Source organism: Xanthomonas sp. SHU 308 (assembly GCF_000364645.1).
In the GTDB taxonomy this organism is placed as follows: Bacteria; Pseudomonadota; Gammaproteobacteria; order Xanthomonadales; family Xanthomonadaceae; genus Xanthomonas_A; species Xanthomonas_A sontii.
Genome location: NZ_AQOK01000280.1, coordinates 1 through 4693, shown reverse-complemented (window position 1 = coordinate 4693; position 4693 = coordinate 1). Strand labels below are relative to the sequence as shown.

The window sequence follows — 4693 nt, the reverse complement described above, 5'->3', positions numbered from 1 at the left end:
CCGCTCGTGGCGGGCGGGCCGCGATGGCGGCGCGTCCGCGCCTCAGCGCGGCAGGTAATCGGCGAAGGCGACCGGGTGCCGTGGATCGGCCGACTGCACCTGCTCGCCGTCCTTGACCAGCGCCTCGGCGTCGGGCGAAGGATTGGGGTTCATCTCCCAGCGCTGCTGGATGCGCTTGTGGAACAACCACTGCTTGCGCTGCGGGTCGTAGCGGAAGGTGATGAAGTCGGTCCAGTGCTGGCCGCAGGAGACCCCGTTCTGCACGGTGAAGTAGCGACCCTTGGCCGCGAACGGTTCGTCGCCATCGGTGAACGGATCGCACTGGCCGCCCTCGTCGCGCTTGAGGATCACCCGGTCGTTGCGCGCCGCCAGCCGGTAGTGGCCGTCGGCCTGCTGCACGAAGATCAGCAGCGGTCGCGCCGGGGCCGGATCGCGCTGCGCCTCGCCGCGCTGCTGCAGCGCGACCAGGTAATCGGCGCGGCCATCGCCATCGAGATCGGCCTGTAACCGTGCCAGCGGCTGGTAGCCGGCCTGCACCTGGCGCAGCACATCGGCGGGAAGGTCGGCGGCGTTGGCGGTGTGGGTGCCGAGCAGCCCAAGGCCGGCGGCAAGGCAGAGGCGGAACGGGGTGGGCATGGGGGACGGTTTCGCAAACGTGGGGCCGCCAGCCTACCCGACCGGCGGGTGATGGCGGCAGCGCGACGTGGCGGCGGCGTGCGTCGCCACGACGCGGCTTGCGCTGGGGCTTCTTGCAGCGCACAAGGAAAGGCGCCTGCCGCGCGCCGCGGCGCCGATCGTAGCCGGGTGGGGGCGCGGCTGTTGAAAGGGGGGCGGCATCCGTCGCGGGTCGCTGGGTGTGCCTGCGCGGGCGCTTGGAAACGGCAGCGTGCCCACGCGCGCGGGCGACCGTGCGGCTGGGCCAGGCGCTGGCCGGCGCTTCGGCCCGCACGTGCGTGGGTCGGGTTGGCAGGGCGTCACCCGCGCTGCCAGTGGCGATTGGCCTGCCGCCCTCACAGGTGTACAACACGACGCTGTAGCATCCTTGGCGGGTAGCAAGGCGTGTCCGATCGGCGCCCGCATGAAGCTGGTCGTGGGCTGACGCGGGGAGGCGGCAGCCGCGGAAGGCCTTCCGGCGTGCGGCACGGTCGCCGACGGCGGCCACCGCTGCCCATGGTGCGGCCGAGCGACGGGAGTGCCCCGGCATCCCCGTCGCACGGCAGAATGCGTTGGTGCTGTTCCACAGAGTCCGGAGGGTCGCGATGTATTCGGGTGCGTCATCCAGGCCAGGTGCGGTCGCGCGCGGCGTGCGTCGCCACCGCGACGGGCGCACGGCCGTCGCCCAGGACCTGGTCGCGGCCGAGGTGCCGGTGGCGTTCGCCTACAACGACACGCCGTTCGTGGTGATGATGGCCACGCCGGAAGACCTGGAGGATTTCGCGCTGGGCTTCTCGCTCAGCGAGGGCATCGTCGCGGCGCCGGCGCAGCTGCGCATCGAGGCGGTGGAAACCTATCTGGAAGGCGTGTCCCTGCGCCTGCAGATTCCGCCGACGCAGGCGGCGGCATTACAGGCGCGGCGCCGCAACCTGGACGGGCGCAGCGGCTGCGGCGTGTGCGGCAGCGAATCGCTGGAGGCGGTGTTGCGCGCGCCGCGGCCGGTGCCGGCCGGTACCCCGATCGCGCCCGCGGCGCTGGCCCAGGCCCTGCGCGCGCTGCGCGCGCAGCAGACCCTCAACGCGCTGACCGGCGCCACCCATGCCGCGGCCTGGGCCGATGCGCAGGGCGAGCTGCAGCTGATCCGCGAAGACGTCGGCCGCCACAATGCGCTGGACAAGCTGATCGGCGCGTTGGCCGGCGCCGGCCTCGACCCGGGCGCCGGCTTCGCGGTGGTCACCAGCCGTGCCAGCTACGAAATGGCGATGAAGGCCACGCAGGCCGGTATCCCGTTGCTGGCCGCCATTTCCGCGCCCACCGCGCTGGCCATCGCGCTCGCCGACAGCGCCGGCCTCACCCTGATCGGCTTCGCCCGCGATCACGATTACGTCGTCTACAGCCATCCGCAGCGCCTGGGGCAGCACGCCCCACCGCACACAGAACCCGCCGGAGAGCCCGCATGAGCAAGAAGACCATCCAGCCCTACACGCAACCGGCCGGCGGTTGGGGGGCGTTGCGCGCGGTGGCCAAGCACCTGATGGAGCAGGACGTGGCGGTGCAGGGCGCCAAGACCCTGCTGCACGTCAACCAGCCCGACGGCTTCGACTGCCCCGGCTGCGCCTGGCCCGACCGCGACCACACCTCCACCTTCGAGTTCTGCGAGAACGGCGCCAAGGCGGTGGCCGCCGAATCCACCGCACGCCGCGCCACCCCCGAGCTGTTCGCCCAGCACAGCGTCGCGCAACTGGCCCGCTACAGCGACTACTGGCTGGAAGGGCAGGGCCGGCTGACCCAGCCGCTGCGCTACGACGCCGACACCGACCACTACGTGCCGATCGACTGGGACGACGCGTTCGCGCTGATCGCCCGCCACCTCAATGGCCTGGCCTCGCCCAACGAGGCGATCTTCTACACCTCCGGCCGCACCAGCAACGAGGCCGCGTTCCTGTACCAGCTGTTCGTGCGCGAGTTCGGCACCAACAACTTCCCGGACTGCTCCAACATGTGCCACGAGCCGTCCGGCACCGCGCTCAAGGCGCAGATCGGGGTCGGCAAGGGCACCGTGTCGCTGCAGGATTTCGAACTGGCCGATGCGATCTTCATCTTCGGCCAGAACCCCGGCACCAACCATCCGCGCATGCTCGGCGAACTGCGCCAGGCGGCCAAGCGCGGCGCGGCGATCGTCTCGTTCAATCCGCTGCGCGAACGCGGCCTGGAGAAGTTCGCCGATCCGCAGGACAAGCTGCAGATGCTGCACAACGGCTCCACGCGCATCTCCTCGGACTATTTCCAGCTCAAGATCGGCGGCGACCTGGCGGCGGTGAAGGGCATCATCAAGCATGTGCTGGAGCGCGACGCCGAGGCGGCCAGCAGTGGCCAGCCGCGGCTGCTGGACCTGGAGTTCATCGTCGGCCATACCGTCGGCTTCGAGGCCTTCGCCGCCGAGGTCGCGGACGAGCCGTGGGGCACCATCGTCGAGGAGTCCGGGCTGAGCGAGGCCGAACTGCGCAAGGCCGGCGAGATCTACCTCAAGGCCGAGCGGCTGATCGCCTGCTGGGGCATGGGCATCACCCAGCACAAGCATTCGGTGGCGACCATCCAGATGATCGCCAACCTGCTCCTGCTGCGCGGCCATCTGGGCCGTCCCGGCGCCGGCGCCTGCCCGGTGCGCGGCCACAGCAACGTGCAGGGCGACCGCACGATGATGATCTACGAGAAGCCGCCGGAAGCGTTCCTGGACCGGCTGCAGGCGGTGTTCGGCTTCGCCCCGCCGCGCGCGCCCGGTTACGACACGGTCGGTGCGATCGAGGCGATGGCCGACGGCCGCGCCAAGGTGTTCTTCGCCATGGGCGGCAATTTCGCCACCGCCACCCCCGATACCGACGCGACCCATCGCGCGCTGCGCCGCTGCGATCTCACCGTGCACGTCACCACCAAGCTCAACCGCAGCCACCTGGTGCACGGCCGCGACGCGCTGATCCTGCCATGCCTGGGCCGCACCGAGATCGACATCCAGGAGGGCGGGCCGCAGCACGTCAGCGTCGAGGATTCGATGAGCATGGTGCACCTGTCCGGCGGCATCAATCCGCCGGCCTCGCCGCAGTTGCTGTCCGAGCCGGCGATCGTGGCGCGGCTGGCCGAGGCCACGCTGGGGGCGCGCAGCGCGATACGCTGGCGCTGGCTGGTGGCCGACTACGACCGCATCCGCGACCTGATCGGGCAGATGTTCGACGACTTCGCCGACTTCAACGCGCGGGTGCGGGTGCCGGGCGGCTTCCGCCTGTCCAACGGCGCGCGCGACCGCGAATGGGACACGCCGGAGGGCCGCGCGGTGTTCAAGGTGCATGCGGTGCCCACCGACAATCCGATCCACCGCGCGCGCCGTCAGCACCCCGGGCAACTGGTGTTCACCCTGGCGACCACGCGCTCGCACGACCAGTACAACACCACCATCTACGGCCTGGACGACCGCTACCGCGGCGTGTTCGGCGAGCGCCGCGTGCTGTTCATCAATGCCGCCGACATCGCCGACCTGGGCATGCGCGCCGGCGACTGGGTGGACCTGCACAGTCTCTGCGAGGACGGCGTGCCGCGCCAGGCCAAGCGCTTCATGCTGGTCGAGTACAACATCCCGCGCGGCTGCCTGGCGGCCTACTACCCGGAGACCAATGCGCTGGTGCCCTTGTCCAGCTTCGCCGACGAGGCGCGCACGCCGACCTCCAAGTCGATTCCGGTGGTGGTCACCGCGCATCTGGCCGACGCCGCCGCGGCGGCGCCGCGCGACATCGGTGTGGCGCTTGTCCGCTGATCCGCTGCTGACCGCGCGGTTGTTGCGATTGCTGGCCGAGGCGCCGGACGGCATGGCGCTGGCGCGTGTGTGCAAGCGCCTGGACGTGCGCATGAGCGTGCTGCTGCGCACGCTGGCCTGGCTCGGCGATGCCGAACTCGCCGGGCAGCCGGGGCCGGGCTGGGTGCGGGTGGAGCGTCGCGGCGAACGCGAGCTGGCAGTGCTGACCGCTGCCGGTCGCGCGCAGTTGCCTTC

Annotated in this window: 4 protein-coding genes; 3 read left to right on the top strand and 1 reads right to left on the bottom strand. The window is 71.2% G+C overall.

Annotated elements, in window-relative coordinates; genetic code table 11:
* Nucleotides 1-42 precede the first annotated feature (42 nt).
* Nucleotides 43-636, bottom strand: a complete 594-nt coding sequence (locus tag D588_RS0110235; protein WP_017915910.1) for a hypothetical protein — start codon at nt 634-636, stop codon at nt 43-45.
* A gap of 623 nt (nt 637-1259) precedes the next feature.
* Between D588_RS0110235 and fdhD the strand changes: the two genes are divergently transcribed.
* From fdhD to D588_RS0110220, 3 genes are all read left to right on the top strand, one after another.
* The gene (fdhD, locus tag D588_RS0110230; protein WP_026143568.1) at nt 1260-2114 is read left to right on the top strand and encodes a formate dehydrogenase accessory sulfurtransferase FdhD; all 855 of its coding nucleotides are present in this window, start codon (nt 1260-1262) and stop codon (nt 2112-2114) included.
* Nucleotides 2111-4459, top strand: coding sequence for an FdhF/YdeP family oxidoreductase (locus D588_RS0110225; protein WP_017915908.1), 2349 nt, complete (start codon nt 2111-2113; stop codon nt 4457-4459). The genes fdhD and D588_RS0110225 overlap by 4 nt, the downstream gene beginning before the upstream one ends.
* Nucleotides 4449-4693 (top strand): hypothetical protein (locus D588_RS0110220; RefSeq protein WP_026143567.1); only part of this gene is annotated, 245 nt, incomplete at its 3' end. The genes D588_RS0110225 and D588_RS0110220, both read left to right, overlap by 11 nt.